The organism is Gemmatimonadota bacterium, from assembly GCA_026706845.1.
Lineage (GTDB): Bacteria > Latescibacterota > UBA2968 > UBA2968 > UBA2968 > VXRD01.
On the sequence record JAPOXY010000233.1, the window covers coordinates 1 to 5,160 of the forward strand.

The 5,160-nt window shown below is 45.9% G+C and carries 2 protein-coding genes; both read left to right on the forward strand.

The window, feature by feature from the left end:
- The first annotated feature begins 16 nt into the window (after positions 1–16).
- A complete protein-coding gene (locus OXG87_20780) occupies positions 17–4,558 on the forward strand; it encodes a sigma 54-interacting transcriptional regulator (protein MCY3871990.1) in 4,542 nt (1,513 codons plus the stop codon).
- 311 nt (positions 4,559–4,869) lie between these two features.
- Positions 4,870–5,058, forward strand: coding sequence for a hypothetical protein (locus OXG87_20785; GenBank protein MCY3871991.1), 189 nt, complete (start codon positions 4,870–4,872; stop codon positions 5,056–5,058).
- The last annotated feature ends 102 nt before the right edge of the window (positions 5,059–5,160 follow it).

Sequence of the window (5,160 nt, forward strand, 5' to 3'; positions counted from 1 at the left end):
GCGCCCCTATTTTACAATGGAATATTTGCCCGGGAAGACGTTGGAAAAAATAATTACTGATCGTGCACTGTTAGGACGATTCCGGGCTTCGTACTTTTTTACTTTTGTGCAACAAATTGCCGAGGGGTTGGCGTATATCCACGCGCAGGGTGCGGTGCATCGCGATCTCAAGCCATCCAATATTATGGTTTTGGAAACAGAAGAGGGGATTGAGACCACGATTCTGGATCTGGGGTTGGCGAAATTCAGGCATTTGCACAGCGTTTCCATTACGCAGACGGGGGCGACAATTGGTACGGCAGAATATATGTCGCCAGAGCAGGGTAAGGGTCTCTGGGTGGATCATCGGTCAGATTTGTATTCATTGGGCGTGATTTTATACGAGATGCTCATGGGTGCGCCGCCATTTTCTGGACAAAACCCGGTTTCCGTTATTCTGAAGCATATTCGAGAGTCACCGCCTCCGATGGGAGAAGTCAATATCGCTGTTCCCTTACAGACGCAACAAGTTGTGTTGAAGTTGCTGGCAAAGGAGTCTGTTGATCGTTATCAGTCGGCAGAGGAACTGATGCAGGCTTTAAAATCGGGGTTTGTGCTGCCGAATGACGAGCTACGCGATGTGCCCCTGAAAGTGATGCGTCCGCAATTTGTCGGGCGCGAATCCGAGATGAAGACGTTGCGCGCGATGTTAAAGGATGTACGGGTTGGAGAGCAACGCGTGGTTTTGATCTCTGGTGAGTCTGGCGTGGGCAAAACGAGGTTGGTTGAAGAACTATTGGGCGATGCTCGGGTCTATAATTTTCTGTGTTTGAAAAGTGCGGGACGGGAAGAGGGTGGACAAATATACGGTGCGTTGATCGATGCTTTTCAGGGGATGACGAATTTGATGGGGTGGATGCCCGATCCGGTAGAGATGGATAAGTTTTCTGTTATGGAACGCTGGTTGCAGTTGTTAAAGCGTATGCGAAAGCAAAAGCCCATTGTGTTTTGCCTGGAAGATATTCAATGGCTTGATGAATTGTCATTGGAATTTTTGCAGTATGTGTTACGCGATCCAGAACCGTGTCCATTTTTGTTATGTCTGACTTGCCGATGGTCTAATCTGGAACCGCTTTCAGAAGAAATTGAGAATTTTATACATAGCAATGAATTTGATGGAGAAACTCATATTCAGTTGAAGAATCTATCCCAAGAAGCGTCGGGATATTTAGCGGCGTCGATGTTGGGGGAGCGATCCATACCGGCGGATGCATTGCAAACTCTGTTCAGAGAAACGGGTGGACAACCCCTGTTTGTCGTGGAGGCTGTGAGGACATTGGTGAATGCCGATGTGGTTCGGCAGAATGTGTCCGGCGATTGGCAGTGGGGAGAATTTCCCGAAACCCTGTTGTCTGATGATTTTTCAGAGGTTTTGTACAGACGCATAGATACCCTGACTGATGTGCAGCGCCGGGTGCTGGAATACGCGTGTGTTTTTTTAAGTGATTTTTCTTTTGAATTATTGGCTGCGGTTTGGCGCGGGGATGAGTTAGAACTATTGGATGTACTGGACGATCTGATTGCAGAAGGGCTTTTTGTTGCTTGTGGAGAAGCTGAAGATCTATATCGATTTTCACAGGATTTGTGTCGGTGTGCAATTTACAATCGTATGCAAGATGTGCGGCGGCGGTTGTTGCATCGAGAAATTGGAAATGCTCTGGAAGAGACGGAAGATGCAGAAGAATTGATAGAAGAACTGGCAGATCATTTTGCGGCGGCAGAAGAACAAAATAAGGCTGTGAAATATATGTGTCTGGCAGGCAAGAAAGCATTGGAGAAACACGCTTATCGCCAGGCATTGAGACGGTTTGAGGCTGTCCGAGACCGCGTAGCGGATGACGCTTTTGAATCACAAGTAGATGAGATCGACTTTTTGTGCGATTATGCAGATGCACTGCGTAACTGCGGTCAGCACAGTAAAGCACTGAAATTTTTAGAGGAGGCAAAGGCGTTATTGCCCGTTGATCGGAACGATTTGAAAGCGCGTATTTTGAATGGGCAGGGTAATATTTACATCGTACTTCAAGAGGGAGAAATTGCAGAAGAATATATGTTGAAGGCACTACAACTTTATCGTGAACTTGATAATCTTGAGGGCGAAATTCATGCATTAAGTAGTTTGGCTCAGTTATATGACGTGTCTGGGCGGCACGAAGAGGCGATTGCGTATATGCGTCGGGAAATAGAGAAATATGCTGCCTTGGGAGAAGTGCAAAATAAGGCGGTTATACAAGTACGAAAAGGTATGGTTTCATTGGTAGGATTTCGATTTAAGACAGCCAAAGAACAACTTGAAGCGGCTGTCAAGACATCTCAGCAGACTGGACTTGAATACTATCGTATAGGGGCACTCAATTTACTTTCAAGAGTTTATTTTTATCTGGGTGATTTCAATCGTGTGGAAACAAGTTGCTATGAAGTCATCGGTGAGTGGCAGAAGCGGGGGCTTTTGTACTGGGAAGCAATGAATTTTCTCCGATTGGGAGAAATGGTACTGGAACGCGGTGATTTTGCCGAGGCATTGGAATATGCCGAGACATCATCAGAGCGATTTTTGCAAACACCGCGCAAAGATTATATTTATCGCGCTTATGCGATTGCAGCAACGGCTGCAGCGAGATTGGGAGATACAGAAATAGCACTCGAATGGGCAGAAAAAGCCGATGAAGGTGTGCAACAAATATCGGGTATGTACACGGGCATATTGCCCCTGGTGTATTGTGGTATTGGTGCGGCTTTCGTTCAAGCAGAGCGGATTGCTGAGGCTGAAGAGGCTTTTGAACAGGCGATTGAATGCCGAAGAGAATCCAAAGGCGATCCCTGGGCGCGTGCATTGCTGATGGCTGGGGAGTTTTATCTCGATCGCGATGATGTGCCAAAAGCGCAAGAGTATTTCGAAGCGGCAAAACAGGCGTTTAAAGAGATGGAAATGTCCTATTTTCTGGAGAAAACACAGGTGTTATTAGATCAATTGGATGAATCTTCTCGCAACAGGGATGCTATATCCAGTTCTGAGATTTCAGTCGATACATTATCTGTTGATCGCTTGCGCTTGCTTTACGATGTGAGTCGAGAATTGACAACAGAGCGCGATGTCAAAGTGTTATTGGATCGAACTCTGGGTAATTTGTTGACTGTTTATCCAGCAGAGCGGGTAGTTGTTGCAATAAAAAATGAAACCCAAAAAGGCTTTGTGGTCGATGCCGTGCGCTACCACAACTTAGAGGTAGATGATGCAGAAGCACTGAGTGGGGATATTATTCGTTGGGTTATTGAAACAAATGAACCCGTTTTGAGCTTTGATGCACAGTCAGACGAAAGGCTAAATCAATATCAAAGTGTGATAGACTACAATATTCGGTCTGTATTGTGTGTTCCTCTATTTCATGTTAAGGAAGGTGTTATTGGCGCGCTATATGTGGATCATCGCGGCATGGGCAATGCATTTTCTGAAACCGATCAGACGTTTTTACAGGCTTTTGCAAATCTGGTGGGGATGGCACTGGTCAATGCGAGAATGTACGAACAATTGGGAGAGAAAGCACAATATTTGCAACAGGAAGTGGAAAGGCGGTACCGGCTTGATGATATGGTCGGCCAGAGTGATGCGATGCAGACGATCTACCTGCTTATAGAAACTGCTGCAAAAAGCGATATTCCCGTGCTTGTGCAGGGCGAAACAGGTACGGGCAAAGAGTTAGCTGCGCGTGCCATACACTACAATAGCACGCGCAAAGACCAGCGGTTTTTGTCACAAAATTGTGCCACACTCTCACCAGAGTTGTTGCAGAGTGAGTTGTTTGGGCACAAAAGAGGCGCGTTTACTGGCGCGAGTGAAGATCACAAGGGGATTTTTGAAGCGGCTGATGGGGGCACGGTTCTTCTCGATGAAATTGCCGATGCCCCGCCGCAGTTGCAGAGGAGTTTGTTGCGGGTGTTACAAGAAGGTGAGATTCGGCGTGTGGGAGAAACAGAGGATCGCAGAGTGGATGTACGTATTATTGCTGCGACCAATCGAGACTTAAAAAAAGAAGTTGAAAACGGTTCTTTCCGCGAAGATTTGTATTATCGGTTGCATGGGATTCAGATCGATATGCCGCCTTTGCGAGAACATATTGAAGATGTGCCATTATTGGCTGAACATCTGCTCATTCGAGAAAAAGAAGAGGCTAACAAGTCGGTTGGAGGGCTGACAGTGGGGGCGATAAAGGTGCTCACAAGCCACAACTGGCCTGGCAATGTGCGCGAGTTGGAGAATGCGATTCGGCTTGCAGTTGCATTGGCAGCAGAAGAGGGTGAGATTACGCCCGATTTGTTTTCAATAGCTGCTGGGCACGCAGTGTCAGATGTCTCTGTTGAATTTCAGGGATATTTGCAAGATCGCGTTCAGGAATTTGAAAAACAATTGATTCGAGACACGCTCGAGAAATACGAGGGCAATATTACCCATACCGCCAGAGAATTGGGAATGACGCGTGCTGGGTTGCAGAAAAAGATCAATCGTTTGGGGTTGAGATAGGTATTAAACAGGTGCATCCTGTCGGATGCAGTGCATCCCAGCGGATGCACCATGTTTATCTTTATATGAATCAATTAGTTATGGGAAATTTTCGTGAATAAGCGATTATAGGTGCCTCCTGGCGGATGCACTTGCACCAGAATGTCGCTGGTGTAGCACAAATAATTTTAAAATTTTATCCCCTTGTTTTTCAAGCACTTGAGAGTTTTCAAGTGTTTTTTTTATTTTGAAGCGATTTTTGGCACGGATCTTGCAGTATAAAGGGCAGATAGCGACCGCATTTTAGATTTTTGTATTGCAAGGAGGATAACATGGCAACACGACGCAAGTTGGCTTTGATCAATGGAACGATGGACGCGGAAGGCGATATTCGTATGTATCAGACTATAAATAATGTTGAAGTTCACTGCGAGCCTTATACTATTGCTGTTCCTCTACTACCCTTCCCTGATGATGACGATTGGGACGATTTTGATCAGGCTGATGATCGGGATAAGTGATTTAGATTTTGAGGAGTGCGTCTATGCTGTGCATTCAGAAATGTGACATGCATCTTTTTCAAACTGAAGAGCACAAACAGCCTGTTGTCTATCAGGTTGAGA